This is a genomic window from Cupriavidus sp. GW822-FHT02D05, assembly GCF_058802485.1.
Genome location: NZ_JBXAOE010000023.1, coordinates 18,552 through 44,348, shown reverse-complemented (window position 1 = coordinate 44,348; position 25,797 = coordinate 18,552). Strand labels below are relative to the sequence as shown.

Genomic DNA, 25,797 nt, shown 5'->3' with positions numbered 1-25,797 from the left:
CCGGGCAGATTAGCACCGCACCAGCGGCTCGCGATCGGTCCTCGTGGTCACTGCGGCTAGCGCCGGCGCGATCGCCAACACGCCCAGGAACCAGCGCCTCAGCCCCTAAACGTGCCGTGGTCGACGCGGCCTTACCACTCTCCCCGACGGTGATTCGATACCCAGCGATACATGCCCATGATGTTCATGGTCCGCATCGTGTCGAAAGCGATCCACCGTTTTACCTCCTCGGTGAAACGGACATTTCGATAGAGTTGATCCCAAATCCGAGGCAACAATGCCCGGCGGCCCTTGCCGCGGAGGCGCATCCAAAGCCGCCAGTTTCCTAGCCGTTCTCCCGCGCTCCGTTGTTCTCCAGCGCAGGGCGCACATCGACATATCCTTGACCTGGGCGCAAGAATCATTTGCCCGCGGCGGGGTTTTTTCGGAACCCGGGTTCTCCCGATAATCGCCACATCTTGCCGGCAACGCGGCCGGAGCAACCCCAAGGGTCTTCATGCTGGCCGGCTCCTCGTGGCGGCTTTCAACCTAACCCTTCCTACGTGCGAGAGAACCATGCTTTTCACTCCCTACCGCCTCGGCAACATCGAGATGCCCAACCGCATCGTCATGCCTCCTATGACCCGCTCGCGGGCTGGCGTCGGCGACATCGCCACCGACCTCATGGCCGAGTACTACAGCCAGCGCGCTAGCGCAGGCTTGATCATTTCCGAAGGCACGCAGATCAGCAGGCAAGGCCAGGGCTATGCCTGGACCCCCGGCATCTACAGCACGGAGCAGGTGCGCGGCTGGCGCAAGGTCACCGACACGGTGCATGCCGCCGGCGGCAGAATGTTCGCGCAGCTCTGGCATGTGGGCCGGGTTTCGCACACGTCACTGCAGCCGGACAATGCCGCGCCGGTTTCGTCATCGGCGCTGGTCGCGGATGGCGTCAAGGTATTCGTCGATCCAGAGGGACGCGGCCCGCAAGCCGGCGTCGGCGAGATGATCCAGCATTCCACGCCGCGTGCGCTTGCCGTCGACGAAATCCGGGGCATCGTCGCGGACTATGCCAGCGCCGCGCGAAACGCGCTGGAGGCTGGCTTCGACGGCGTTGAACTACATGGCGCCAATGGTTACCTGATCAACCAGTTTATCGATTCGCAAGCCAATGCCCGTGATGACGAATATGGCGGTTCGCTGTCCAATCGGCTGCGCTTCCTCAAGGAAGTGGCCCAGGCCGTGACCGACGTGGTTGGAAAGGAACGCATCGGTGTGCGGCTGGCGCCGTTGACCACCCTGCAAGGCGCGGTCGACGACACGCCGGAAGCCACCTACCTTGCCGCTGCGCATGCGCTCGGGCAGATCGGTGTTGGCTATATTCATATCGCCGAGGCGGACTGGGAAGATGCCCCGGTGATGCCGGCGGCGTTCAAGGAAGCGTTGCGCGCCATCTATCCGGGCACGCTGATCTATTCCGGCAACTACACCCTGGCGCGTGCCGAGCAAGCGCTGACCAATGGCTGGGCGGACCTGATCGGCTTCGGCCGCGCGTTTGTTGCCAACCCGGATCTGCCCTACCGCCTGCAGCACAAGCTGCCGCTCAGTGTGGGCGACCGCTCCAAGTATTTCGGGGGTGCTGCTGCCGGCTATACAGACTACCCCCGCTACACCGCCGCCTCGCTCGAAACCAAGGCCGCCGCATAGACCGGCACACAAGGAATCGCCATGCCATCCGCATTGGAAAAACTGACCGCCGGAGGCTTCAGCGTCGGCGTCGAATTGCCGCTGGACAATGACTGGTCGCCTGCCGGCGACATTGCGCGCCGCCAGGCCGGCCGCCTGCCCGGAGAGCCGGACCTGGCCCGGCACGGCGAGTTGGCCAGGTTGGCAGATCAACTCGGTTTTCGCGCGCTGTGGGTGCGGGACGTACCGCTCTATGACCCGCAGTTCGGGGACGCCGCGCAGGTCTTCGAAACCTTCAGCTACCTGGGCTACCTGGCGGGCGTGACCGAGCGCATCCTGCTCGGCACGGCCGCGGTGGTGCTGCCGCTGCGCGAACCGGTGCTGACACTGAAATCCTCCGCCACAGTAAATCATCTCAGCAACGGCAGGCTACTGCTCGGGGTGGCCAGCGGCGATCGCCCCATCGAATACCCGGTCTTCGGCCGCGACTTCGAACACCGCGGCGAGGCCTTCCGCAACCAGGTAGCACTGTTGCGCGACGTGGGCGCGGCCGAGTTGCCCGCTGGCGTCAAGGTATTGCCGCTCCTTCATAAGCCATTGCCCCTGTTGGTAGCAGGACTGGCCCAGCAGACCCCCTCTTGGGTAGGTGAGCATATGGACGGGTGGCTTGCCTATCCCGGCACGCCGGAAGACCACACGCGCCGCAGCGTGCTCTGGCGCAGCGTGGCCGGCGCGAAGCCTTACATCAGCTTTCTCCATCTTGACTTGCTGGACCATGCGAACGCGCCGCTGCAACGCCAGCGCTTTGGCGCGGCAGTTGGCCGCAACGGCCTGATTGCCGAGCTCCATGCCATGCGCGAAGCCGGCGCCGGACATATCGGCCTGCACTTCCGCCGCAGCCACCGGCCGGTGCAGGAAGTCATGGAGGAAATCGCGGCGCACGTACTGCCGCACTTTCACGACGACGCGCGCATCGCCAATGCTCAGCCAGAAACCGCCTGAGGAACCCCAGATGCATCAACCTACCGACGATCGCCAGTCCTCCCCGCGCGAATACCTTGCCTGGACCTGGTCCGAGACAGGCGAGCCCTCGGCCTTGAAGCTGCAGCGCAAGGCGATGCAGTTGCCCGGGGCTGGCGAAGTACTGCTGGCAAACCGCATCATCGCCCTGAATCCGGTGGACTGGAAGATGATCGAATGGGGCCACGCAGCGTGGCGCCCAGGCCACGTACCCGGCGTCGACGGCCTCGGCAGCATCGCAGCGCTGGGAGACGGCGTGCGGCTGCCTGTCGGAGCCCGCTTTGCCTACCACCAGGACCTGGCGCGCGACGGCAGCTTTGCCGAATACACCTGCCTGCGCGCCGAATGCCTGTTGCCGGTGCCCGAAAACGTGAGCGACGAACTCGCCGCTAGCCTGCCCTGTCCTGGGCTGACCGCCTGGCAAGCGCTGCAAAAAGTGCCCGACGCGCCGGCGCGCGACGTGCTGGTGAGCGGCGCGGGCGGCAGCGTTGGCTTGATCCTCGTCCAGTTGGCGCTCGCGCGCGGCTGGCGGGTCTGGGCCGCTGCCTCGACGAGGCATCACGCCCGGCTCATTGCCCTTGGCGTGGCCGGCGCCTTTGACTACCGCGAGCTGGGCTGGCTCGACCGGCTACAGGCCGTGCTCGGCACGCGCAGGCTGTACGCCGCATTCGATACGGTCAGCGGCGACCATGCCCGCTCGCTGGCCGCTCGACTCGGCTACAACGGGCATCTGGTCTGCATCCAGGACCGCCAGGAGCAGGCGCCACTGCCCGCCTTCACTAGTGCGATCTCGCTTCATGAGGTAGCGCTCAACAGCGCCCATGCCTTCGCAGCCGCACAGGACTGGCAAGAGTGGCGGGGCGCCGGCCTCAGGCTGTTCGAGCAGCTTCGCGGCGGCAATCTGCAGTTGCCGGAGACCACCATGTACGATTTCGCTGCGCTGCCCGCGGCACTGGCTGCCCTCAAGGCAGGGGATGCCCAAGGCAAGCAGCTGATCCGGCTCTGACCGCCGCTCCGTAGCGTCGCCGAGGCCGTGCCCACCCCCGAGGTGGGCACGGCTGCGGTGTGTTGGAGTCTCGTTGCCACCAGTAAGCCACTCGGCCTGGAACCGGCAATTGCCTTCCTGGCCAGCCGGCCGTATGGGATAGATTCCGGGATGACGTGTAGATGGGCATTGCGTATGACATATGATGTGTCCTTAAACATCCCCTATCGAGGCAAGACGTCACGAGAGAACTAGCGCGCGTGGAGAAGAGCAATCTGTCTTCACGCGTCTATGACCAGATCCGCTCCGCACTGATGAGTGGCAAGTACGTTCCGGGCGAACGATTGCGCGTGGCGGAACTGGCCCAATCGCTGGGAACGAGCAGCACGCCAGTGCGTGAGGCAATCTTCCGGCTCGTCAGCGAACAAGCCCTGACGATGACAGCGGCAATATCAATCACGGTGCCCGAACTCGATGCGGATACGGTGTCCGAGATCCAGTTGATGCGCACCCTCCTCGAAGGCGCTGCCGCGGAAGCGGCCGCACTTCGGGTGACGCCGCAGGAAATCGCCCGGCTACGCAAGACGCATGAAGCGTTCATCAAGGCGGTGGCAACCAGCCCGCGCGAAGCAGCAAGCCAGAACCGCAAATTCCATTTCGAACTGCTGGCGGCCTCGCATCTGCCGAACCTGTTTTCGGTCGTCGAGAGCATGTGGGTACGCATGGGCCCCCTGCTACACGTCTTTCACACTGAACTGCAAGCCAGCCGGGAAAGCCTGGACGAGCATCCGCACTACCGTGTGCTAGAAGGACTGACGAAGCACGACGCGAAGATGGCATCGGGCGCTATACGCGACGACATTCAGTGGGGCAGGACCGTTTTGCTGAATTGGATGGCCGCACGGGAAGAAGAAGAAACTGCCTGACCGCCGTAAAACGCGACGCCTAACGGGCCTCGCGTCGAGAGCCGGGCGTCACGCGAGTACGCCCGGAATTGCCTCTTCCGCAGATGTCGAGACTCCACGGATTACCGCGTCAAGCTCCGTTTATGACTTTGGTTTCCAGGAAGTCCTCGAATCCAGGCCGGCTTATACCGACGCACCGCCATCTCGGCTGGCAGGGCTTTGACGCGGTCTGGATCGGCGTGGTGGCGCCGCGGGACTTGCCCACGCCCATTGTCAACCGGCTGAACAAGGAACTGGCCGCGGTCATGGAGTCCGCCGACATTCGCAGCAGCTACGAGCAGGTAGGTAAGGAGATCGAGCCTGGCACCCCGGAAGCGATGACTGCGGCGATCCGCCAGGAGGTCCCACGCTGGCGCGAGGTGGTCCGACAGGCCGGGATCGCTTCGAACTGAGACGACGCGGGGTGGCACAAGTGGTACGGCCCTGACTCTTGCCTGACCACGCGCCGCTCTGTGGGTATCGGGTGCGTTTCCCGCGCCGTGTGTTGCCGCAGTCCCGCATGCCGAACGGGCCAGACCACTAGCCGAACGACTAAGGCAGTCGCAATGGCTGCCTGAGCATTCACCGACTCACCCCGATCGCTTCTGGACCTGTTCTACCGCGCCGAGCCGAAAATAAAGAGCCGCAATGGCGGCTGCACTTCGGAAGCGGTCTTCGCGATGAACCAGACCCGAACGACCGGTTGAATCCTCACTCTGATAGCCGCCACTCCTGCTGCCGGAGGCTGGACGGTTCTTCGGGGTCGATTAGAGCCATCTGGCTCGACAGCGACCTAGCCTGCTAAATGTCCACGGGGCCGCTGCAGATCCCACGCAGCATCCCCGGTATTCGGTACCGAGCCAAGTAAGTAAGATCGACTGATGAGCACATCGTCCCCCATCTTTCCAACCGGCGAAATGGACAGGGTTTCGGAGCTATGAGCCACGCCCGATAGGGGATTCGGATGTATCCGTCGTTCCGAACCTCTCCGTATCGAAACCTTGGCCATCGTCCAGCATCACGCCGAGCAGCGACTCTCCGAGCTTTCTGCTGGCCCGTTGCGAGACGATCTGGCAGTGCCGGCAATGACCACGTAACCCGACCGGCGGCGCTCCGCTAAGGCTGGCCAACCCTACCGCGTCAGCGGTTTAGTTCAAGAATAGTTATCGGCATGAATGGGGGCGCAAAAGAACCCTCACCAAGGACGGGTTTCGCTCACTCAACGGAATCTTTGCTCGCTTAACTCTGAACTCCAGCTGCCATGGTGGCCCGTGCCTGGTCAAGTGGCATGGCGCGGTTGCACTTCTTGTTGGCGGCTGTCTGTACCGCAACCGAACCCCGACCTCGCGCGGTGCGGTCCGAGGTGCGTGTTCATGCGGAATGCCGTCGGCTGGCCGTCCAATCGCGTGGTGCAAACACTCGCCCTTCAGTGCACTTGTCGTACGCCGGGTGTCCGCCTTTAGTGGAAATGCTGTGATGCAGCATTTACTAGATCTAGCTACGCGAGATCGCAATTGGGACGAAATCCCATAATCGCACGAACTTTTGTAATGATCTCTACATCATTGAAACCTGTGCGATGTCTCCCTATGCTGCCTTCCATGACCACACCCCAAGACTCCTGGATCCTGCTGATTGTCAGCCTTCCCACATCGGGCGCGACTGCACGCATGCGGATTTGGCGCACCCTCAAGGCGTTAGGCGGAGCCGCCTTGCGCGACGGAGCCTATCTGCTGCCTGCCCGCGCCGAACAGGTGGAACAGTTCCGCGAGCTGGCCGACGAGACGCAGCAGCAGGACGGCCAAGCCTGGCTGTTGACGGTGCATCCCCATCAGGATGACGACGCTGCCGCATATCGCGCACTGTTCGACCGAGCGAGCGAATACGCCGAACTCCTTGCATCTGTCTCGGAAGCCCGCCAGACCCTTTCCGGACTAAGTGAGGCCGAACTCAACCGCTTGTTGCGACGGCTTGGACGCATTTTTGAAGCGATCCGCAAGGTCGACTTCTTTCCCAACGAGGCGTCCTTGCGTGCTGAAGCGCAGTGGCGAGATTTCACGGGCGCCGTTGAAACGATCCTGTCGCCGGGAGAACCGCATCCCGCTTCCGGGGCAATCGCCCGGCGCGACCCCGCGCAGTATCAGGGACGGCTATGGGCCACCCGCCGCCATCTTTGGGTCGACCGGGTGACTTGCGCCTGGCTGATCCAGCGCTTTATTGACCCCCACGCCCGATTCCTGTGGCTCGAAAGCCCCAGCGATTGCCCCGCAGACGCGTTGGGCTTTGACTACGACGGGGCGACCTTCACCCACGTCGGCGAGAAGGTGTCCTTCGAAGTGCTGCTAGCGAGCTTTGGCCTTGACGCGAACCCTGGATTGCAGCGTCTGGCGGGAATGGTCCACGCGTTGGATGTCGGCGGCCCGACCGTCCCCGAAGCGAGCGGGTTCGAGGCGATTCTGGCCGGCGCCCGCGAGCGGCTAGCCGACGACGATGCGCTGCTGGCCGAAATCGGCTTGGTGCTGGATTCCCTGCATGCCCACTTTTTGAATAACCGGAAACGCTAGCCGTCACCGAACCCATCTCAAGGAGGATCAATGAGCAACCTGCAGCAAACCGAAATTCCGCAGGCCCCGGCGGCCGAACGGCCGAGCTATACGCTCTGGCAACTTGTGCTCTATATGTTGCGCCTGGGTACGCTGGGCTTCGGCGGCCCCGTGGCCCTCGCAGGTTACATGCACCGGGACCTGGTGGATACGCGCAAGTGGATCAACGATGCCGACTACAAGGAAGGCCTAGCGCTGGCGCAGTTGGCTCCCGGTCCGCTGGCCGCGCAGCTCGCCATCTATTTCGGCTATGTGCACTATCGCCTCGTCGGAGCGACCTTGGTCGGCATTGCGTTCGTCATCCCGTCGTTCCTGATGGTGGTGGCGCTGGGTTGGGCCTACGTGCGATTTGGCGGGCTAACCTGGATGCAGTCGGTGTTCTATGGGGTCGGTGCCGCGGTCATCGGGATCATTGCCATCAGCGCCTACAAGCTCACGAACAAGAGCGTGGGCAAGGACAAGCTGCTGTGGGTGATCTACCTGGTGTTGGCAACAGTGACCGTGGTGACCGAATCCGAGATCGCCTGGCTGTTCCTGGCGGCCGGCATCGTGGTGTGGTTTTGGCGCGCGCCACCGAAGTGGCTGCGACAAGGCGGCCTCAATGCCTTCGCGGCGACGCAAATGCCCTCGGTGGGCGGGATCGTCAGCACCGTGGACTGGCCGCTGCTGACGCAAATCGGCGTGTTCTTCGCCAAGGCCGGCGCCTTCGTCTTCGGGTCCGGACTTGCCATCGTGCCGTTCCTGTACGGCGGCGTAGTGACCGAGCACCATTGGTTGAACGACAAGCAGTTCGTCGACGCAGTGGCAGTGGCCATGATCACGCCGGGCCCCGTGGTGATCACGGTCGGGTTCATCGGCTATCTGGTTGCCGGCCTGCCAGGGGCGTCCGTGGCCGCGCTGGGCACCTTCCTGCCTTGCTACCTGTTCACCGTGATCCCGGCACCCTACTTCAAGAAGTACGGGAAGCGCCCCGGCATCATCGCCTTCGTCGATGGCGTGACGGCGGCAGCTGTTGGGGCCATCACGGGCGCCGTGATCGTCCTGGCCAAACGCTCAATTATCGATCTGCCCACGGTCTTGCTTGCGCTTGTTACCGTCGCGTTGCTTTGGAAATTCAAGAAGCTGCCTGAACCAGTCATCGTCGTCGGCGCTGCACTAATCGGCCTGGTCGCCTACCCACTCCTCCACGCATGAGCCGCACGAACAAGGAATCCATCATGATTCACCGCAATGGGCAAAGCGCTAGGCGGCGGCTCGGGATGGGTGCTGCTGAACTACTCGCCGCGCGACAAGCGGCTCGTCAACCAGTGGGCGCCAGATCACGCACATACCCTCGCCGGGGCTACCCCGATCCTGGCGCTTGACATGTATGAGCATTCTTACCACAGGGACTTCGGCGCAAAAGCTGCGGCTTATGCGGATGCCTTCGTGCAGAACATCCATTGGGCCCAGGCAGCCGAGCGCTTCGCCGTGGCCCAAAAATAATTCGAATACCAGATCATGCCCACAGCCATTTCTCCCCGCGAACTTGCCGAAGCTATCCAAGGTCCTGCCCCACCTCAGATTGTCGACGTCAGACGCAAGCCGGCCTTTGATGCCAGCGCGCAAATGATCGCAGGCGCCTCCTGGCGCGATCCCGACAACATTGACGGCTGGATCTCCGCGCTCGACACCGGCCGACCGGTGATCGTCTATTGCGTACACGGTCATCAAGTCAGCCAGGACAGTGCCGCCCGGCTAGAAGACACAGGCTTCCAAGCAGCGTATCTCACCGGCGGCATCGAGGAGTGGGCCGCCGGCAATCACCCCACGATCGGCAAACCGTAAGGAGTCAGCCATGAAATGGATTACCCGCGAACGTCCGAAGATTGACCGGATTGCCTGTCCTTGGCTGATCGCCCGCTTTATCGACAAGGGACCAGAATTTTTGTACGCGCCCACCGGCGACGTCGTGAAAGTCGCTGGCGAGACGGGTGCCGTTCCCTACGACATCCCCGGCGTCGAGCTATCGCATGTCGGCGAACTGTGCAGCTTCGACGCGTTCCTGGATAAGTACCATCTGAACGATCCTGCCTTGCAACAACTCGCTGGCATTGTGCGGGGCGCGGACACGTCAAAGCTGGACCTGACCCCGCAATCCGCAGGGCTCTACGCTATCTCGCTGGGTCTCTCGCAAGTATTCGTCGACGATCACGAGATGCTCCGGCACGGCATGGTGATGTATGACGCCTTGTATGCCTGGTGCCAGCATTGCCAGGCGGAAACGCATCAATGGCCGCCGAAGATGCCGGCGTAAATCGTTCCGTTACCGCATCGCCCAGGAGGTGCTCCGTGAAACCGATCCTGCTCATGGTATCGATGCTTCTGACAGCCATGCCGGCAACTGGAGAGACGCTTATGTTCAACCAGGACCAACAAGGTGCATTGCCGGCGGGATGGGTGGCGGGTGTCACCGGCCGCGGCAAGCCCAAATGGACCGTCGAGACAGACCCGACCGCGCAGGACGGCGCCAACGTGCTCAAGCAATCGGGCTCCGGAGATTTCCCCTGGTGCGTGAAGCAAGACGTCTCTATCGCCGATGGCTTCGTGGAGGCGAAGTTCAAGCCCGTTTCAGGCCGCGAAGATCAAGCTGGCGGCGTTGTCTGGCGTTGGAAGGACGGCGATAACTACTATGTCGCGCGGGCAAACGCACTGGAAAACAACGTCTCGCTGTACTACACGACGGGGGGCCGCCGACACACGATCCAGTACCAGGAAGCCCCTGTCGCCGCCCGGGTCTGGCATACGCTGCACGTGGACTTCGTGGGCAACCGCATCCAGGTGGCGCTGGACGGCAAGCGCTATATCGATGTCGCGGACGATCACATCGGCGGCGCCGGCCGGGTCGGCGTATGGACCAAGGCGGATAGCGTGACCTTGTTCGACACCGTCTCATTCGGAAACGCCAGCACGAAGTGACAACAAGGAAGAGCTATTCGGTGAGCGCAGTCACCAGCCCATTGATATTGCGCAAGTACCTGCTCCGGTCAAAGCGGCAATCGAGAAGCAAGCGCAGGGCCGTACGGTCGGCGAGATCGAGAAGCAGACAGCAAACGGCAAGATCCGCTATGAGATTACGCTCGGCACCGGCAGCGAGAATCAAACCGTTCTCATTGGCGAAGACGGCAAACAGTTCGCCGCCCGTGCCGACGATGATAATGACGAAGATAATTGACGCGAGTTGGCCACAGGAGAACGGCTCAAGCTGCCGATCGGGAGACCCTCATGCAATTTATTGCTCGAGAACCCACCTGAATTGACCGGATCCACTTCAGTACGGCCGGCTATGACACATCACACAGACGGCACCTTCGCGATGCATACCCTTAAAGACCCAGTTGCACCCAACAGTCGAGGCTGGCTTGCACGCCAGGTGTTGCCGGCAGGCGTTCACGCAGGCGCGTTGCCGCTTCTCGTCGGCCGCGCGTTACGCGGCTTCTGTGACGGGTTCATCGCCGTCCTGCTGCCAGCATACCTGCTGGGGCTCGGTTTCGCGCAACTGGCGGTGGGGTTGATCAGCAGTGCGACCCTGATCGGCTCAGCACTGGCGACGATACTGGTAGGCGTCCTCGGCCATCGCTACCCACAGCGCCGCCTGCTGGTGTTGGCGGCTGCATTGATGGTCGCAACCGGCATCGGCTTCGCCGGACTGTCCTCCCTATGGCCACTGTTGCTCGTCGCATTCGTCGGCACGCTCAACCCGAGTTCCGGTGACGTTAGTGTTTTCCTGCCGCTGGAGCAGGCTCGTCTCGCCGACTCGTCGACCTCTGATGCTCGCACTGCGCTATTCGCCCGCTATAGCCTGACTGGCGCCTTCTCCGCCGCCATCGGCGCGCTGGCGGCAGCGCTGCCGGGCTGGCTTGCCCCGCAGTTGGGGATATCGTTCCTCAGCGCCATGCGCGTGATGTTCATGATCTATGCATTGACGGGTGTCGCACTCTGGTTCCTCTATGCGCGCATCCCCGAGCCACACCCGCACGCGACATCGGTGCGAGTACCGCTTGGCCCGTCTCGCCGGATCATTACCCGCCTTGCACTGCTCTTTAGCGTCGACGCCTTTGCCGGCGGGCTGGTGGTGAACTCGCTGCTGGCACTGTGGTTGATGCAGCGCTTCGGTCTTTCCCTTGGCGCCGCTGGCCAGTTCTTTTTCTGGGCGGGGATGCTCACGGCCGGCTCCCAACTCGTTGCCGTGCCGCTGTCCCGCAAGTTCGGCTTGCTGAACACGATGGTGTTTACCCATATTCCATCCAGCCTCTGCCTGATCGCGGCCGCCTTCTCCCCCTCCCTGGTGGCGGCCCTGGCCTTGTTGCTCGTGCGCAGCGCGCTGTCCCAGATGGACGTACCGACCCGGACTGCCTATGTGATGGCGGTGGTCACGCCGCCGGAGCGACCGGCGGCCGCAAGCCTGACCGCGGTCCCCAGAAGCCTGGCTTCCGCACTCGGCCCGACCCTAGCAGGCGCGCTGTTGGCCTTGGGCTGGGTCGGTGCACCGCTGGTCGCCTGCGGCCTGCTCAAAATCACCTATGACCTGGCGCTCCTGGGCGCCTTTCGACGTATCAAACCGGTCGATTGACCGTAAGTCGACTTTGATCCGTGCATGGCTTGCGTGTAGCTCTGCCAGACCCGCCTCGGATACGCGCTCTCCGAAGGCACTATTGGCAGACATGGGCCGGATTCACCCGCATGCCTTCCGGCATGCATTCGGCTCACACGGTCTCGCCGCCGGCATGGCCCTCAACGTCATGCAAGGCTACCTGGGACACACCTCCATCGCGACAACAACGCTATATAGCACGGCAGATCGCGACGGGCGCTTACAGGACGTCGAGAAGTTCTTTCGTGGGTCCTGAGGCGGGAACGGGCATCCGCCTCCCGGACGCGGCATAGCTAGCGGACCCACGTTTATGACGGATCTCCGCCAGCTGATACGCGCCTGGAGTCTCACCAGGGAGATGTTGGACTATCTGGCCGTCGCGTTGACCAGTTGAAGCCATAGCCATGAGCGGTTATTGAAGCACCTTCTGTGGCGAAGGCTAGAATACGTATATCCACCGACGAACGAGCGACTGATGAACGCCTCCTCGAAGCTTGATATTGCTGAGATTCTCTACGACTCGGGACGCGTGCGCTATCGCTACGCGCGCGTGATCGCGCCGGATGGAAGCAAATGGCTTCGCAATGGACTTTTTGTTCACTATGGAGAGAATGGCTCGATTCTCTCTGAGGGTACGTATGTCAAAGGGAAAGAAGAAGGGCTCTGGCGAGATTTTCATCCGAACGGTGTACCGGCGGCCGAGGGCTACTTCGTTGGCGGCAACGAGACGGGAACATGGCGATTTTGGTCCGACACTGGCAAGGAAGAGCCTTCCCAGAGTTTCCCTGCTGTGACTGGCTGACAGAGCGAATGGCGCGACATGACCGTCTCGGTCCACAAGTGCTCGTTTGAAGTTACTAGACACCTCATGGAATTCGTCTTAGCCCATGCATCACTGAACCACAGGTTAAACTTCCGAGTGCCGGCAAATGACTGAGACTTGCTATGATTGACCCGCTGCGCGAAGATGAGCTACCGCCCTGGTTTTGTTTTCCAAGTGAATTCCTCCCACTATGAGGGCACCACCCGGGGCAAAGCGTCTTCGCTTATCTCGGTTACGTTACCTCAAGGAAGATCGTCAATCTCTTTGTGGAAACGCCACTCTCATATGCGCCTGGCCTACGCGGCATGTTCCATGAGGTCACTGGTGGTTTTTGAAGTCCTCCTGCCCTAGCGTACGTCCTGTTCGGTTTCTTTCGGGAGTTTGAAAGGATGTTCGGCTGGTTCAAGCGAAAAGGTTTGCCGGCCAGCGGTCCGGACTATCGGCACATTGACTCGCGAGAGAAGGCACGATGCGCTCTACAGGCGTGGCAAGTTGTAGAAGCTGTTCCTGTTACCTGCTGAATTCGGTGGCGAGGATGTTCCCCCAAACATTGTCTACATCCCGCCATTTTCGGCCCAGCTGAAACAACGGCTGGATCACGATACGATCATGCCGATGGCAAGGAACGGGAACGTGCGCCAATACAGCGCGAGTCCCGAGTACGAAGAAAAGAGCGTCATTCCGTCGCGAATATGCATTGCGGCAACGGATCCTGGCCACTTCGAAGGGACCATTGCGATCTGGGGCAAGGCGGCGCGGCAGGCACCCATTCCGGGCGTACATTTGCAGTCCGAGGAAGTTCCCGCTTTTCATCTGGATGCATCTGCGGTTGTAAAAGCTGAACCGACAGAAATGATCCGCGCTTTCATCTCGGATTACGAGACCTGGAATCAGTATGCCACTGCGACGGATGAGCGTGATGCTGCTCTTGGCATGGCCGCAGCGGAATCAGCGAACAAGGTACTGATGAGAAAGTATTGTCCGCCCGGCTGTAATCACCAGCCCATCTCATTTGGGAGCAGGTCCGCGCACAGCAGTACGCAAGAGGAAATCGTCAGCGCCGATTCCGCAGGTGAGGCGTCCTTGGTGAGGACCCGTCACACAAGGGTCACAGGCTCACTAACGATGACGGATGACTACGAGTATCACCTGAAAAGGATTGATGGGCGGTGGTACGTGGTCAGCGTCCTATATGTTGATGCCGAGGGCAAGTACGAATGTCTGTAGCCGCCTTGCAGTGCCACGCACCGGCGTTGGCCTGCCGCAGCAAAGAGAACCTCGACAGTCTGCTTCGCGTCGGTCAGAGACGGCCGCGGCTTGGCGATGGGTAGCCGACCGAGACCGGCTGAGTTTCAGTCAATGGAGATCCCACGCCGGTTTGTATGCATACTCGATACAGGCGCACTACAATGCGCATCTGCTGAAGGCGTCTATAAACAACTATCAAGAAATTCAAATGTTTGGTCTGCCTAGAAAGCGAAAAACACAGGCGACAACGAACACCGGCACGGAGACGTCGGCGGGAGTCTCAGCAGCAGCAGGTGGCCTGGACCTTAGCCTGCTAGTCCCTATCCTCAAGGTGATGGAACCGGCCGACCCTTCTGCCGTAGTCTTGACCCTCGCTCGCGACGAATCGCCTGTCATGCGACCGTTTGCCGCAGACTTGATTGTCATGTACGCAATCGACTTGCCAACTCACTTTCGTTTCGTTACCTATCGAGAACTTAGGGATGCCTCGATTTCAGAGGAAGAGTTGCATTCACTCGCTCTTCGCAATTTGCCTATGCGGTTACCCGAGATTGAGTTTCATGGCGAGGCGCCTCGCTACATGGTTACCGCCGGAGGGAATTTTGAGGCGACCTTGCTGCTCTTGGAATCATTATGGGAGCAGGTCGAGGAACAGATGCCTGGCGAAATTCTCGCTGTAGTCCCCGCGCGCGATTTGTTGTTCGTGTCGGCTTCCGGATGGGAAGGCGCGCTGTCATTCATGCAGGAGATGGCCAGCAGAGACCTTCCTGAGAAAAGGTACGCACTGACGACATGCGTGTTCGCCCGTCGTGACGGAGAGTGGGTCCCTCACGCTCCTTCCGCTTAAGTTGCCGGCGGCGGCGCGATTGAGCGGACTGCTGCTGCCGGCCACGAACCGTCATTCGCTCCCATCAACTATTCGACATCCGGCAGGCAGCCCGGCCTCTGAAAGCAGACGCTCAAGGCGCTGTTGGACGACCGCGTTATATTTGATGCGTGAAGCCTACGCGCCTTGACGCAGCGCTTGAGCAACGACAACGAACGCAGGAGTCGGTTGCCGGCGGCTCGGATAGTACAGGTGAAAGCCGGAAAACGACGGACACCAGTCGGACAGCACGCGCAGCAGCTCCCCGCTCGCGAGTTGCGACTGCACCCGTTGTTCGGGAACGAAGGCGAGGCCGACGCCAGCAAGTGCGGCCTTGACGGCCATCGTCGCCGTATTGAACACGAGTTGCCCTTCGACGCGCACGTTCAGTTCGCGTCCTCCCTTCCTGAACTCCCACGCGTAAATGCCACCGGCCGTTGGCAGCCGGATGTTGATGCAGTTATGTGCCGTCAGGTCCTGCGGCGTCTTCGGCTTCGAGTGCCTCGCGAAATACTCCGGCGTGCCGACCACGGCCATGCTCACATCGGGGCCGATGCGAACGGCGACCATATCCTTGGCGACCTGCTCGCCAAGCCGCACACCTGCATCGAGCCGTTGTTCAACGATGTCCGTGAGTCCGTTGTCGACAACGATTTCGATCGTGATGTCCGGATAGTCAGGCAGAAGCCGTTCGATTACCGGCCACAGCAGCAGTTCTGCCGCGTGTTCTCCAGCGGCGATGCGCACCGTGCCCGCCGGCGTGTCACGCAGAGCGGTAAGCGCACTCAGCTCGGCCTCGATCTCATCCAGGCGGGGGCCGACCGACTGGATCAGCCGTTCGCCGGCTTGCGTCGGCGAAATATTGCGGGTGGTTCTAGTCAGAAGCCGCAGCCCGAGCCGGGCTTCCAGATTGCGCACAGTCTGACTTAGCGCAGACTGCGAAACGCCGAGCTTCGCGGCCGCCTTTGTGAAGCTGCCATCACGTGCGACGGCCAAAAACGCGGTGATATCGGAGAGGTCGGAACGCGCCATTTATAAGCCTGCCTTCTAGCATCATGCGGATTCTAGCTCTTTATCGCGGGAAGACGCGTTGCTAAATTGAAGGTCGAGATACCAAACCAAGGAGCGTCCATGGAAATCACAAGAAGCGGCTCGCAGCCTTCGGCGAAAGGGCCCGCGGAGTACTTCACGGGAACAGTGCGAGTCGATGCACCATTCGCAGGCGAGCAGCCGGCCCGGATTGGCGGCGCGACGGTGACGTTCGAACCGGGCGCGCGGACTGCCTGGCATACACATCCGCTCGGTCAGACGCTGATCGTGACCGCAGGCCTCGGTTTGGTGCAGCACGAGGACGGCGCAGTTCAGGAGATCCGGCCTGGCGACATCGTCTGGATCGCACCCGGCGAAAAGCACTGGCACGGCGCGACTGCTATCACGGCGATGACGCACATCGCTATCGCTGAAAAGCTTAACGGCAGCCCGGTCGACTGGATGGAAAAGGTCACAGACGAGCAGTACCTGGCCGGCGTGACCGTAAGCGATCAAGGAGTTGGGTCATGAAGAAGCGTATTCTCGGAAAGAACGGGCTGGAAGTCTCTGCTATCGGCCTCGGGTGCATGGGCCTGAGCTTCGGACTCGGGCCCGCAACGGAGCGCAGTGAAGCGCTGCAGGTCATCCGCTCGGCCGTAGATCGCGGTGTCACGCTGTTCGACACAGCCGAAGGCTATGGCCCCTTCATCAACGAAGATCTGGTCGGAGAGGCGTTGCAGCCGGTCCGGGACCAGGTACTGGTGTGCACGAAGTTCGGCTTCGCGATCAATGAGAAAGGCGAATTGACCGGACTCGACAGCCGGCCCTCGCATATTCGCGCGGTGGTCGATGCTTCCCTTAAACGCCTGCGCACCGATCATATCGACCTCCTTTATCAGCACCGCGTTGACCCGAACGTGCCGATGGAGGACGTTGCTGGTGCTGTCAAAGATCTCATCGCCGAAGGAAAGGTCCTGCACTTCGGCTTGTCGGAGGCAAGCGCGGCAAACATCCGCCTGGCACACGCGGTGCAGCCGGTGACGGCCATTCAGGACCATTACTCACTCTGGATGCGCGAGCCTGAGCAGACGAAGTTCTCTCTCTGCGAGGAGCTGGGCATTGGCCTCGTTGCATGGGGCCCGCTCGGCCAGGGTTTCCTGACCGGCAAGATCACGCGAGGCATGAAGTTTGACGATGCCAACGACCTGCGCAAGGATTTCCCGCGCTTCACGCCCGAAGCCATGGAGGCCAACTTCAAGGTCGTCGACTTTCTGAAGGACCTGGCCGCCCGCAAAAACAGCACGCCGGCTCAGGTTGCGCTGGCGTGGCTGCTCGCGCAGAAGCCTTGGATGGTGCCGATCCCCGGCGGTACAAGGATCGAGCACCTCGATGACAACCTGCCGGCCGCCGACCTTGTGCTGACGCCGGACGACCTGCGCGAGATCGACAACGCCTTCGAGACGATCGACATCAAGGGCGCGCCGCTGTCGGCTTCCCTGGATGCGGCGATCGACCGCTAAACCATACGGGCACGAAACGATGCACAAACGTATCCTTGGTAAGGACGGATTGGAAGTCTCCGCGCTTGGCCTCGGCTGCATGGGCATGAGCACGAATTGCGGTCCTGCGCCCGACAAGCAGGAGATGATCGAATCCCAAGGCGGGCTTTGATAAATCCGACGTCCGGTCCTGGTTTCCGCGCTTCACCCCTGAGGCGATGCAGGCCAATTGGGCGTTCGTCGACCTGCTAAACGAGATCGCGAGCAAAAAAGAGGTGACTGCCGCACAGATCGCGCTGGCATGGCTCCTTGCAAAAGAGCCCTGGATTGCGCCGATCCCCGGAACCCGAAAGCTGCATCGGCTTGACGAGAACCTGGCTTCGGCGAGCGTCATGCTGACAGCGGACGACATGCGGGAGATTGAAACGGCAGCGGCAAAAATCGAGGTACATGGCGCCCCGGGGAACCGGCCACGAACAGCACGCCTGACCTGTGCCTCACCATCACATGCAAGGAAATAAACATGCAAAAACGAATTCTCGGTAAAAGCGGCCTCGAAGTCTCTGCCCCCGGTCTTGGCTGCATGGGACTCAGCTATGGCTACGGTCCCGCCGCCGACAAGACCGACGCGCTCAAGCTGATCCGCACCGCGTTCGAACGCGGCGTGACATTTTTCGATACGGCCGAAGCCTATGCGCAAGGCGCCAACGAAGAGTTGTTGGGCGAGGCGCTGCAGCCATTTCGGGACCAGGTCGTTATCGCGACGAAGTTCGGTTTCCAAGATGGCGACGCCAGCAAGGGCCAGGATAGCCGACCGGAGCGCATCCGCGAAGTGGCGAACGCTGCGCTGAAGCGGCTGCGGACCGATCGCATCGACCTCTTCTATCAGCACCGCGTCGATGCGAACGTTCCAATGGAAGACGTCGCGGGCACCGTCAAAGAGTTGATCCAGCAAGGCAAGGTCAAGCATTTCGGCATGTCGGAAGCAGGCGTGCAGTCGATCCGTCGCGCTCATGCCGTGCAGCCGGTCGCTGTGTTGCAAAGCGAATATTCTCTGTGGTGGCGCGAGCCCGAGAAGGAGATTCTGCCGCTACTCGAAGAGCTGGGCATTGGTTTTGTGCCGTTCAGCCCGCTTGGCAAGGGCTTCCTGACGGGCGCGATCAATGAGAGCACCAGCTTTGACAAGTCCGACTTCCGCAATGTGGTGCCGCGTTTTTCGGAAGAAAACCGCAAAGCCAACCAGGGCCTGGTTGACGTGTTGAAACAGATCGCGACCGGACTGAATGCGACGCCCGCGCAAATCGCGCTTGCGTGGCTTCTGGCGCAAAGGCCCTGGATCGTGCCGATCCCCGGCACGACGAAGCTGCATCGACTGGAAGAAAACATCGGCGCGGCCGCCGTCGAGTTATCCGCCGACAACCTGCGCGATATCGATTCGGCGCTCTCGACCATTGCTGTCCAGGGCGACCGTTACCCGGCGCATCTGCAAGCGCGCGTCGGAAAGTAGCCCTCTCCATTAATCGCGCGATTTGCGCAGAAAGGACGACCATGTCAGAGAACATCGCAGGCAAGGTTATTGTCATCACCGGCGCAAGCAGCGGCCTTGGTGAAGCAGCCGTTCGCCGCCTGGCGGCAGACGGCGCAAAGCTGGTGCTCGGCGCTCGTCGCGTCGATCGCCTGAAGGCGTTGGCCGCCGAACTCGAGCTCCCCGAAGACGCGGCAGTCGAGACGGATGTCACTGATGCCCAACAGGTCAAGGCGCTCGTCGATTGGGCGGTGAAGACCCACGGCCGCATTGACGTCATCATCAACAATGCCGGTCTGATGCCGCACTCGCCTCTGGAGCGCGGAAAGATCGAGGATTGGGAGAGGATGATCGACGTCAATATCAAGGGCGTGCTGTATGGCATCGCCGCGGCGCTCCCGCATATGACGCGCCAGAAAAGCGGTCACATCATCAACGTGTCGTCGGTCGCGGGCCATAAGGTCGGCAAGAACAACGCTGTTTACTGCGCCACGAAGACAGCGGTTCGGGTGCTCTCCGAAGGCCTGCGTCAGGAGGTGAAGCCCCACAACATCCGCACGACGATCATTTCGCCGGGCGCGGTGCAGTCGGAACTGCCCCAGAGCGTCACCGAAGCCGATGTAGCGGCAGGCATCGCCGACTTTTACGAGAAGTTCGCCATTCCGGCAGACAGCTTTGCAAGGATGGTCGCTTTCGCGATACAACAGCCCGAAGACGTGGACGTGAACGAAATCCTGTTCCGCCCCACGGCTCAGGAACTGTGAAGTCGACTGGGGATTGCCTGAATGACAAGAATTCTGATCCTTGGAGCCAATGGCGGCCTGGCGCGGAATACGACGCGCGTTCTGCTTGAACGCGCGGACGTCTCGCTGACGCTTTTTTTACGCGCGGCTAGGCGGCTTGAAAACCCTGACCCGGTCCGCGTGACCATCATCGAAGGGGATGTTCTCGACACGGCCGCATTGGGCTGCGCAATGCAGGACCAGGATGTCGTCTACGCGAACCTGTCGGGGGACATGGCCCGGCAGGCGCGAAGCATTGTCGACGCGATGCACGCGGTCGGTTTGAAGCGGCTGATCTTCATCAGCTCGATGGGGATTTACAGCGAAGTGCCGGGCGAGAAATATCGCAGCATTCTTGACCCTTACCGGGACTCGGCCGCGCTGATCGAGGCGTCCGATCTCGACTATACGATCCTGCGGCCGGGTTGGTTCACGCACGATCCTGGAGGGCGATACACCATCACGCAGAAGGGCGAACCGTTCCAGGGTCACGATCTCTCTCTCGATAGCCTGTCAGGGCTGATCGCCAAGATTGCGACCACGCCCGGGCTCTACGTTGGCAGCAGCATCGGCGTCAGCGATCGCTGAATCAAATAGAAGGACACAACACCATGCAGAAAGTCATCGTTGTCATCGGGCCTGGATCAATCGGGCAGGCCATCGCGCGCCGGGTCGGCGCCGGCAAGCATCTCCTGCTCGCTGACCTGCGGCAAGAAAATGCCGATGTGGCCGCGAAGACGCTGAGCGAAGCCGGATTCGACGTGACGACAACAACCGTCGATATTTCATCGCGCGCGTCCATCCAAGCCTTGGTCGCAAAAGCTACATCGCTGGGAGAGGTTCACGGTCTCATCCAGGCGGCGGGCGTCTCGCCGTCGCAAGCCTCGCCGGAGACGATCCTGAAAGTCGATCTCTACGGCACGGCGGTCATTCTTGAAGAGTTCGGCAGGGTGATCGCGGAAGGCGGTTCCGGAATTGTCATCGCGTCGCAGTCAGGACACCGGCTGCCGCCGCTAACAATCGACGAAAACAAGGCGCTCGCGTCAACACCTGTCGAGGATTTGCTGAAGCTGCCCTTGCTTCAGCCCAACCAGGTGAAGGATTCCCTGCACGCCTATCAGCTCTCGAAGCGTGGCAATGCGCTGCGTGTGATGTTCGAGGCCGTTCGTTGGGGCAAGCGCGGTGCGCGGGTCAACACGATCAGCCCCGGCATCATCATCACGCCGCTCGCGAAGGACGAATTGTCCGGTCCGCGTGGCGAAGGATACCGCCGCATGATCGCCGGCTGCCCGGCGAAGCGAGCTGGCACGCCCGATGAGGTCGCGAATGTCGCGGCGCTGCTCATGGGGCCTGACGGCGGTTTCCTTACCGGCAGCGACTTCTTGATGGATGGCGGCGTTACCGCTTCCTATTGGTTTGGCCCCTTGGCTCCGCAGTAGTGATTGCCTGGCGTTTTATGCCTCGAAAGCGGCCATTGCCGGCTCGCTACGCTCTATGGCCGAGATGGGTCGGGTACGGCCTGCCGCCCCTCAATCACAGCCGTCGCCTGCCGGCCATGAAGCGTAGTTGGTCCACGCGATCACTCGGCCAATCGAACGTCTGCTCCAGCCAAGCCAACGGACTTTCGCTGGCCAGCGATGCAAGTCGCTCCATCGGCGGAAGCGGAAGGCTCTGGTCATCTCAGAGACTTATCACGAGAACGAATTCTATTTCTAGATAATCCAGATACCAGTTGAGTAGGGTCTGTTCAAGTCCGGTCGGCCCCGGCGCGAATGCCCGCTGCGATGAAGGTCACCAGGTACTCGGACTTGCGCCGCGCGTCGCCGGCCTTGACCTTGCCGCCGGAGATGCGCTCGATACGGCTGTCGAACACGCTCATTACCAGCGCCCCCACGGCAAACAGATAGGCCCAATGCGCATAGCCGGCGCTGTTGCCTGACAGGGCCTTGCGGATCGCCTTGACGAATTCCATGGCAAAGGGGTCGAAGTAGTCCGCAACAATGCCTCGCTCAGCTTCTCTTGGATCCGATGCCTCGCGTGCGACGAGTTTGGCGTAGGCGATGCCGGCCTCCGTGTCCTGGATCCGCATTACTGGCTGCACGAACGCACGCACGATGTGCTCCACCGGATCCTCGCCGGCAATGAGGGGTTCGTGTAGCGCCGCCAGCCGGGCCTCGAACAGCGTCTTACGCCGTTCAAAGAGCGCGCGGTACAGATTTCGTTTGGTCTCGAAGTGGTAAACGATCAGCGGCAAGCCAACGTCCGCGGCCGCCGCGATATCACGCATCGACACGCCGTCAAAGCCGCCTTCGGCAAAAAGCCGCTCCGCTGCATCGAGCACGCGTTCGCGCTTGCTCGCTTCCGGGATCGGCAGCCCCTGCGCTTCTTCCCGCGCCCCGACCACCGACTTCCGCGCTTCCCTGCCTTCCATGCTGCCTCCATATAGACGCGCCATTGTAGCGAACCTCACTTCGCCACATTCGCACCCGCGTTTACCCCAGTGTAGCGTTTGACTGCACGAGTGTACAGTCCGTTCTGCGCGATACTGAACGATCGTACAGTCAGTACAAAACTGGTGCGTCACCTGCTTCGGCCAGGGGCGCCAAATCAGGAGACCCATCATGCCCCCCAATCCTGCCTCGCTGAAGTGGCGCGTGCTTATCGGCTGCTTCCTGAGCTATATGTTCGACGCGGTGGACATCATCATCCTTGCCATCGCCATGCCGGCTATTACCGCATCCCTTCACATCACACAGGCGCAGGCCGGCTTGCTTGTCACAGCCACGCTGCTCGGCATCGGGCTGAGCAGCGTGGTGATGGGGAGGCTGGCGGATACCATGGGCCGCCGCAAGGCGCTGCTACTGTCGCTGGTGACTTTCGGCGCGCTCACGATGGCAATTTCCGGCGCCACCGACTGGCGCCAGATCCTCTTCCTGCGCTTCCTCTCAGGCCTCGGCCTGGGCGGGGTCTGGAGCACGGCCGCGGCTCATGTCAACGAGACCTGGCCGGCGCACCAGCGCGGACGGGCCACTGCCTTCGTGCTCAGTTCCTTCTCTTCGGGCGCAACCGTGGCCGCCCTGGCAGCGGCCTACCTGCTGCCGGCGCATGGCTGGCGCGTGTTGTTCTTTCTCTGCGGCGCGGCCGTGGCCATCGCCATCGGCTACGTCTGGCTGCGCGTGCCGGAATCTGAGGTCTGGCGCGCGCAACGGTCCAGTGGGCAGTCCACCAGAGCAAGCGCCGGCCGTGCCAGCCTTGCTGCGTTGTTCGCGCCCGGCCTGCTGCGCATTACCCTGCTCGGCACCGCGACCTCGGCCTTGGCGCTGTCCGCGTACTGGGGCGCTTCGACCTGGCTACCGACCTTCCTGGTCAAGGAACGGGGGCTCGATGTCACCACCATGGCCAGCTTCGTGGCCGTGCTGAATGTCGGCATGTTCCTTGGCTATAACGCCTTCGGCCTGCTCGCAGACCGCATCGGGAAACAGCGTGCCGTGATCGCGTCGCTGGTCGGCTCCGGACTGACGCTACCGGCCTATGCTTTCGCCACGGACCATGCGACCCTGCTCGTCCTCGGCCCGGTATTCGCCTTCTTCATGGCCTTCGCCGGCCTCGTGGGCTCCTACTTCGCCGAACTGTTCCCGACGCACATCCGCGCAACCGGCGCCGGATTCTGCTTCAACGTCGGCCGTGGCATCTCCGCCTTTGCTCCGCTGGCGCTGGGCTGGGCGGCGACTGGGTTCGGCTTTGCGCCCGGTATCGCGCTGTGCGGCGGCTTGTTCCTGCTATCCGCGATCGTGGTTGCCCTGCTGCCACGTGAAATCGCCGCGCAGGACACCGGCGCCCACGTGCGCAAGGTGCCGGGCGCCGATCCGTCCCTCGATGCCCGTTGAGCTCGCCCCCCATTTCACGTATCTCCACAAAGGACTTGTCACCATGACACGCCGCTTCGTCGATCTCTCGATCTACCTGGAAAACGATGTCGTCTCCGACCCGCCCGGCTATGGCCCCCAGATCGAGTACCTGTCGCATCGTTCCACCGCCGAGCAGGTCACGGCCTTTTTTCCGGGGCTGATGCCGTCAGACCTGCCGGACAGCGAAGGCTGGGCGATCGAGCACGTCCGGCTCAATACGCACAATGGCACTCACCTTGACGCTCCCTATCACTTCCACAGCACCATGAACGAGTCATTGGGGCAGCGCGAGCGCGCCATCACCGTTGACGAGGTGCCACTGGAGTGGTGCTTCCAGCCGGGCGTGAAGCTAGACTTCACCGGCCTGGATGACGGCTATGTGGTCACCGCCGGCGACGTCGAGGCGGAACTCGCCCGTATCGGGCACGCGCTCAAGCCGCTGGAGATCGTGGTGGTCAACACGCGAGCGGGCAGGCGCTACGGCCAGCCTGACTACGTCGCCTGCGGCTGCGGCATGGGACTCGACGCCACCATGTACTTGCTTGAGCGTGGCGTACGCCTGACCGGCACCGACGCGTGGAGCTGGGATGCGCCGTTCGTGCATACGGCCAGAAAGTATGCAGAGACACACGATGCCTCATTGATCTGGGAAGGCCACAAGGCGGGCCGCAACATCGGCTATTGCCACCTGGAGAAGCTGCACAACCTCGAGGCCCTGCCGCCGGATGGCTTCTACATCTCTTGCTTCCCGCACAAGATCCGAGGTGCCTCCGCTGGCTGGACGCGTGCTGTGGCCATCTTCGACGACGCGCTCAACGCCGCGTGACAACGCCATGGAACTGAACCACACACATGATGCCGCTCGCCGCAGTTGGCTGACACAGGCCAATGCGCCCGGTTCCGACTTCCCGTTGCAGAACCTCCCGCTCTGCATATTCCGTCGGCAAGGCAGCGCCGAGGCCTGGCGTGGCGGCGTAGCAATAGGCGACCAGATCGTCGACCTGGCCGCGTTGCATGGCAGGGCCTGCCTGCCAAACCCGGCCGCCGAGGCCATGCAGGCCGCCGTAGCGCCGACGCTAAATGCGCTGCTGGAATTGGGTCCGAGCGCCTGGCGCGCATTGCGCCACGGAATCTTTGCGCTGCTGGAGGCTGGCAGTGCGCATGAGAGCCGAGTACGGGAAACGCTGGTGCCGCAGGCGGCGGCCGAGTTTGCGATACCGGTACGCATCGGCGACTACACGGATTTCTATACTTCGCTCGATCACGCCGTGAACTGCTGTCGCCAGTTCGGGCTGGAGGTGAACCCCAACTTTGACTGGCTGCCGATCGCGTATCACGGCCGGGTGTCTTCCATCGGCGTCAGTGGCCAACAGGTCTACCGGCCGATGGGGCAGTACCGCGCCGATCCGGGCAGCGCACCTGTGTATGGACCTTGCCAGCGTCTGGACTACGAACTGGAAGTGGGCGCGGTGATTGGCATCGGAAATGCACGTGGTACGCCCATCCCTCTGGCAAAGGCGCAGCAGCACATCTTCGGCCTGTGCCTGCTCAACGATTGGTCCGCGCGCGACATTCAGACTTGGGAGATGCAACCGTTAGGGCCTTTTCTGGCCAAGAACTTCGCCACCACGTTGTCGCCCTGGATCGTCACGCTGGAAGCCCTGCTGCCTTACCGCACAGGCTGGACGCGCGCCCCAGGGCGCCCGCAACCGCTCGACTACCTTCGCTCGGCGGACAATGCCGCGGCCGGCGCCTTCGACATCCAACTGGAGGTCTCGATACTCAGCGCGCACCAGCTAACACAGGGCCGGCAACCGCGCACGCTGACCCATACCAGCTTCCGACACCAGTACTGGACGCTGAGCCAGATGATTGCGCACCACACCATGGGCGGTTGCAACCTACAGAGCGGCGACCTGCTGGGCAGCGGCACGATCTCGGGCCCCGCCCCAGGCGAAGCGGGTGCGCTGATCGAACTCACAGTATCCGGGACGCAACCGGTAGATATCGGAGACGGCGAACAACGCGGCTTCCTTGAGGATGGCGATACCGTCGTGTTTCGTGGCTGGTGCGAGCGCGACGACTATGCGCGGATCGGTTTCGGCGTCAACTATGGGACCGTGCTGCCAGCCCCTGCGTCCGCCTGACCGTCTCCAACCCACTACTGCCGCGCGCGCCACTCCCCGCCGATTATGGGCTGCGATGCTGTGGTGAGTGGGGCCTCGCGCTCAGCTCCCTCGGGCGAATATCGGCATTCGCAATGCCGCA

General features: G+C 62.0%; 28 protein-coding genes and 1 pseudogene. 26 read left to right on the top strand and 3 right to left on the bottom strand.

From position 1 onward, the window contains the following. Window positions 1-555: 555 nt before the first annotated feature. The 11 genes and pseudogenes from AC1RQK_RS27485 to AC1RQK_RS27435 all read left to right on the top strand — a co-directional run bounded on the left by AC1RQK_RS27485 (window position 556) and on the right by AC1RQK_RS27435 (window position 10,175). Window positions 556-1,686 (top strand): alkene reductase, encoded by a 1,131-nt coding sequence (locus AC1RQK_RS27485; RefSeq protein ID WP_492812332.1) that lies wholly within the window; start codon window positions 556-558, stop codon window positions 1,684-1,686. 21 nt (window positions 1,687-1,707) lie between these two features. Further along, window positions 1,708-2,667, top strand: a complete 960-nt coding sequence (locus tag AC1RQK_RS27480) for a TIGR03571 family LLM class oxidoreductase (RefSeq protein WP_492812330.1) — start codon at window positions 1,708-1,710, stop codon at window positions 2,665-2,667. Between the two features lie 10 nt (window positions 2,668-2,677). Next, the gene (locus AC1RQK_RS27475; RefSeq protein ID WP_492812328.1) at window positions 2,678-3,691 is read left to right on the top strand and encodes a zinc-binding dehydrogenase; all 1,014 of its coding nucleotides are present in this window, start codon (window positions 2,678-2,680) and stop codon (window positions 3,689-3,691) included. A gap of 239 nt (window positions 3,692-3,930) precedes the next feature. Continuing rightward, on the top strand, window positions 3,931-4,596 hold the full coding sequence (locus AC1RQK_RS27470; protein ID WP_492812326.1) for a GntR family transcriptional regulator: 666 nt from the start codon (window positions 3,931-3,933) through the stop codon (window positions 4,594-4,596). 122 nt (window positions 4,597-4,718) lie between these two features. Continuing rightward, entirely contained in the window at window positions 4,719-5,027 is a 309-nt protein-coding gene (locus AC1RQK_RS27465) for a hypothetical protein (protein ID WP_492372299.1), read from the top strand. Window positions 5,028-6,215: 1,188 nt separating this feature from the next. Then, window positions 6,216-7,178 carry a chromate resistance protein ChrB domain-containing protein gene (locus tag AC1RQK_RS27460; protein WP_492812324.1) on the top strand — a complete coding sequence of 321 codons (963 nt, stop codon included), beginning with the start codon at window positions 6,216-6,218 and terminating at the stop codon, window positions 7,176-7,178. 30 nt (window positions 7,179-7,208) lie between these two features. After that, window positions 7,209-8,411, top strand: coding sequence for a chromate transporter (locus AC1RQK_RS27455; RefSeq protein ID WP_492372301.1), 1,203 nt, complete (start codon window positions 7,209-7,211; stop codon window positions 8,409-8,411). 27 nt (window positions 8,412-8,438) lie between these two features. After that, window positions 8,439-8,702: pseudogene (locus AC1RQK_RS27450) on the top strand (Fe-Mn family superoxide dismutase); the annotation flags it as partial. A 15-nt stretch (window positions 8,703-8,717) separates the two neighbouring features. Beyond that, complete coding sequence (gene chrE, locus AC1RQK_RS27445) at window positions 8,718-9,044, top strand: rhodanese family chromate resistance protein ChrE (protein WP_492372302.1); 327 nt, start codon at window positions 8,718-8,720, stop codon at window positions 9,042-9,044. A 10-nt stretch (window positions 9,045-9,054) separates the two neighbouring features. Next, window positions 9,055-9,513: a chromate resistance protein ChrB domain-containing protein gene (locus tag AC1RQK_RS27440; RefSeq protein ID WP_492812321.1), complete on the top strand. Its 459-nt coding sequence runs from the start codon at window positions 9,055-9,057 to the stop codon at window positions 9,511-9,513. Between the two features lie 35 nt (window positions 9,514-9,548). Next, the gene (locus AC1RQK_RS27435) at window positions 9,549-10,175 is read left to right on the top strand and encodes a 3-keto-alpha-glucoside-1,2-lyase-like domain-containing protein (protein WP_492812319.1); all 627 of its coding nucleotides are present in this window, start codon (window positions 9,549-9,551) and stop codon (window positions 10,173-10,175) included. 13 nt (window positions 10,176-10,188) lie between these two features. Here the strand turns inward: AC1RQK_RS27435 and AC1RQK_RS27430 are convergent, their stop codons facing one another. Beyond that, window positions 10,189-10,359: a hypothetical protein gene (locus AC1RQK_RS27430; protein ID WP_492812317.1), complete on the bottom strand. Its 171-nt coding sequence runs from the start codon at window positions 10,357-10,359 to the stop codon at window positions 10,189-10,191. 213 nt (window positions 10,360-10,572) lie between these two features. Between AC1RQK_RS27430 and AC1RQK_RS27425 the strand changes: the two genes are divergently transcribed. From AC1RQK_RS27425 to AC1RQK_RS27405, 5 genes are all read left to right on the top strand, one after another. Next, window positions 10,573-11,829 (top strand): MFS transporter, encoded by a 1,257-nt coding sequence (locus tag AC1RQK_RS27425; RefSeq protein ID WP_492812315.1) that lies wholly within the window; start codon window positions 10,573-10,575, stop codon window positions 11,827-11,829. Further along, window positions 11,780-12,106, top strand: coding sequence for a tyrosine-type recombinase/integrase (locus tag AC1RQK_RS27420; protein ID WP_492812313.1), 327 nt, complete (start codon window positions 11,780-11,782; stop codon window positions 12,104-12,106). The genes AC1RQK_RS27425 and AC1RQK_RS27420 overlap by 50 nt, the downstream gene beginning before the upstream one ends. Before the next feature lie 219 nt (window positions 12,107-12,325). Beyond that, window positions 12,326-12,652, top strand: coding sequence for a toxin-antitoxin system YwqK family antitoxin (locus tag AC1RQK_RS27415; RefSeq protein WP_492372307.1), 327 nt, complete (start codon window positions 12,326-12,328; stop codon window positions 12,650-12,652). Window positions 12,653-13,306: 654 nt separating this feature from the next. Then, window positions 13,307-13,900 (top strand): hypothetical protein, encoded by a 594-nt coding sequence (locus AC1RQK_RS27410; RefSeq protein ID WP_492372308.1) that lies wholly within the window; start codon window positions 13,307-13,309, stop codon window positions 13,898-13,900. Between the two features lie 151 nt (window positions 13,901-14,051). Then, window positions 14,052-14,768: a DUF1444 family protein gene (locus AC1RQK_RS27405; protein ID WP_492812311.1), complete on the top strand. Its 717-nt coding sequence runs from the start codon at window positions 14,052-14,054 to the stop codon at window positions 14,766-14,768. A 156-nt stretch (window positions 14,769-14,924) separates the two neighbouring features. On the opposite strand, the gene AC1RQK_RS27400 is transcribed toward AC1RQK_RS27405, so the two are convergent. Beyond that, the gene (locus AC1RQK_RS27400) at window positions 14,925-15,818 is read right to left on the bottom strand and encodes a LysR family transcriptional regulator (protein WP_492372310.1); all 894 of its coding nucleotides are present in this window, start codon (window positions 15,816-15,818) and stop codon (window positions 14,925-14,927) included. 99 nt (window positions 15,819-15,917) lie between these two features. Here AC1RQK_RS27400 and AC1RQK_RS27395 point away from each other — a divergent pair, with 99 nt between their 5' ends. From AC1RQK_RS27395 to AC1RQK_RS27365, 7 genes are all read left to right on the top strand, one after another. Further along, window positions 15,918-16,346: a (R)-mandelonitrile lyase gene (locus AC1RQK_RS27395; protein WP_492372311.1), complete on the top strand. Its 429-nt coding sequence runs from the start codon at window positions 15,918-15,920 to the stop codon at window positions 16,344-16,346. Further along, the gene (locus tag AC1RQK_RS27390) at window positions 16,343-17,335 is read left to right on the top strand and encodes an aldo/keto reductase (RefSeq protein ID WP_492812308.1); all 993 of its coding nucleotides are present in this window, start codon (window positions 16,343-16,345) and stop codon (window positions 17,333-17,335) included. The genes AC1RQK_RS27395 and AC1RQK_RS27390 overlap by 4 nt, the downstream gene beginning before the upstream one ends. A 197-nt stretch (window positions 17,336-17,532) precedes the next feature. Next, on the top strand, window positions 17,533-17,835 hold the full coding sequence (locus AC1RQK_RS27385; protein ID WP_492812306.1) for an aldo/keto reductase: 303 nt from the start codon (window positions 17,533-17,535) through the stop codon (window positions 17,833-17,835). Window positions 17,836-17,837: 2 nt separating this feature from the next. After that, entirely contained in the window at window positions 17,838-18,821 is a 984-nt protein-coding gene (locus AC1RQK_RS27380; protein ID WP_492812304.1) for an aldo/keto reductase, read from the top strand. A gap of 41 nt (window positions 18,822-18,862) precedes the next feature. Continuing rightward, a complete protein-coding gene (locus AC1RQK_RS27375) occupies window positions 18,863-19,603 on the top strand; it encodes an SDR family oxidoreductase (protein WP_477102794.1) in 741 nt (246 codons plus the stop codon). A 21-nt stretch (window positions 19,604-19,624) separates the two neighbouring features. Continuing rightward, a complete protein-coding gene (locus tag AC1RQK_RS27370) occupies window positions 19,625-20,209 on the top strand; it encodes an NAD(P)H-binding protein (RefSeq protein WP_492372316.1) in 585 nt (194 codons plus the stop codon). Between the two features lie 23 nt (window positions 20,210-20,232). Further along, on the top strand, window positions 20,233-21,060 hold the full coding sequence (locus AC1RQK_RS27365) for an SDR family oxidoreductase (protein WP_492812301.1): 828 nt from the start codon (window positions 20,233-20,235) through the stop codon (window positions 21,058-21,060). Between the two features lie 308 nt (window positions 21,061-21,368). On the opposite strand, the gene AC1RQK_RS27360 is transcribed toward AC1RQK_RS27365, so the two are convergent. Beyond that, entirely contained in the window at window positions 21,369-22,052 is a 684-nt protein-coding gene (locus AC1RQK_RS27360) for a TetR/AcrR family transcriptional regulator (protein WP_492812299.1), read from the bottom strand. A 190-nt stretch (window positions 22,053-22,242) separates the two neighbouring features. Between AC1RQK_RS27360 and AC1RQK_RS27355 the strand changes: the two genes are divergently transcribed. Genes AC1RQK_RS27355 through fahA form a run of 3 tightly spaced genes read left to right on the top strand, consistent with a single transcriptional unit; the run spans window position 22,243 to window position 25,676 of the window. Continuing rightward, window positions 22,243-23,508, top strand: coding sequence for an MFS transporter (locus tag AC1RQK_RS27355; protein ID WP_492812297.1), 1,266 nt, complete (start codon window positions 22,243-22,245; stop codon window positions 23,506-23,508). Window positions 23,509-23,551: 43 nt separating this feature from the next. Continuing rightward, complete coding sequence (locus AC1RQK_RS27350; protein WP_492812295.1) at window positions 23,552-24,355, top strand: cyclase family protein; 804 nt, start codon at window positions 23,552-23,554, stop codon at window positions 24,353-24,355. A 7-nt stretch (window positions 24,356-24,362) separates the two neighbouring features. Continuing rightward, window positions 24,363-25,676, top strand: a complete 1,314-nt coding sequence (gene fahA / locus AC1RQK_RS27345) for a fumarylacetoacetase (protein WP_492812293.1) — start codon at window positions 24,363-24,365, stop codon at window positions 25,674-25,676. Window positions 25,677-25,797: the final 121 nt, after the last annotated feature.